At 44.7% G+C, this 1,317-nt stretch carries 1 protein-coding gene; it reads left to right on the top strand.

Features of this window, described 5'->3' with window-relative positions; all coding sequences use genetic code 11:
* Positions 1-365 precede the first annotated feature (365 nt).
* Positions 366-1,317: tyrosine-type recombinase/integrase (locus ACRC27_RS01730; RefSeq protein ID WP_438639036.1), on the top strand; the 952-nt coding region annotated here is incomplete at its 3' end.

Raw genomic sequence — 1,317 nt, 5'->3', positions numbered from 1 at the left:
AATGAGTGTTAGCATCAACATGTGTGACAACGTCACTTATTTCTGGCAGGACAAAAGATCCGAGTAAGCTCCACCTAGTAAAACCACTAACACGGCAAACAACATTAGGTAAGCCAAGATTGCATTTGTGCTATTGCGCTGTATTCAGCTTATGCCCAAGCTACCCATTAAGTGAGAAGCGCTGTAGCAAACACTCAAACAGCGACACAAAGCTCGCGGCATGCACGTTTTTTCATCATCCGTTCTGCATCAGAATAACTTCATATAATGTAAATTATATGAAGTTATTGACGCTATATGGTAAAATCTGAAAAAGCTAGGCTAACTGTATTCGCGAAATACAATCGGTTTAAAACGGACAAAATATGGCCTTATCTCAGCATCAACATGCGTTGTCGCAACGGCAAAGTTTCAATGCATTACCCGCGCATCTGCGTAGCATGGCGACCGCCCATCAGCAATTCACGCGTTATGCGGAAGATTCCTATTCCGCCAATACATTGCGGATGGTGGATTTTGCCGAAAAGCATTGGGCGCATTGGTTAGCTAAGCAAACAGATTTGCCGACCGAATGTTGGCACGAACAGCAGCTGTTGTTGTATCCGATTTGGCCCGATATTTTGTGTCGTTACATTGATGAGTTATCGGAAAGCATGTCGCTTAACTCGGTACAGACTTACATCAATTTGTTGAATTTTAAGAATAAAAAACTGGGCTTTCCTTCTTTACTACAACATACCCACGTTCAATGGGCCATGCGGCGCGCCACGAACCGCGCACTGGATGCCGGAGAGCAAATTGGTCAGGCACAACCGTTTCGTTTACATGATCTAGAGTTATTGCTACAGATTTTTGCCGATACGGACGATCCAAAATTGATGCGCGATTTGCTGCTCGTGTGGATCGCATACGAAAGCTTGTTACGCGAGTCTGAACTGGTCAACATTCGCTGCAATGATTTGCTACCCGGTCGCCAATACAGCATTCGCGTAAGAAAAACGAAAACCACCAAAACGCTGGAAGATAACGAAGTCTTGCTGAGTGAACCCTGTTCACAGTGGCTACACCGCTATATGACGCATTTTGGCTTACCACTCTCGTCTTCTGGTTATTTGTTTCGGCGTTTGAAAAAAAATGGTGAGTTATTCCATAGCGAAGAGAACTGCAAAAAACTGTCAGGTCGCACCGTGGATGATATTTTTCGCTTCTTTTATTGGCAAATTGATCCTGATGCTAGAGCCGAATTACAAAATTCAATTCACACAGCAGATGCCTCTCGCTACCAAACGTGGACAGGCCATAGCGCCCGAGTCGGCG

Origin of the sequence: Plesiomonas sp., from assembly GCF_051650925.1 — a bacterium.
In the GTDB taxonomy this organism is placed as follows: domain Bacteria; phylum Pseudomonadota; class Gammaproteobacteria; order Enterobacterales; family CAMTGL01; genus Plesiomonas.
Note: the sequence above shows the minus strand (reverse complement) of the source record. Positions and strands in the feature narration are given on the sequence as shown.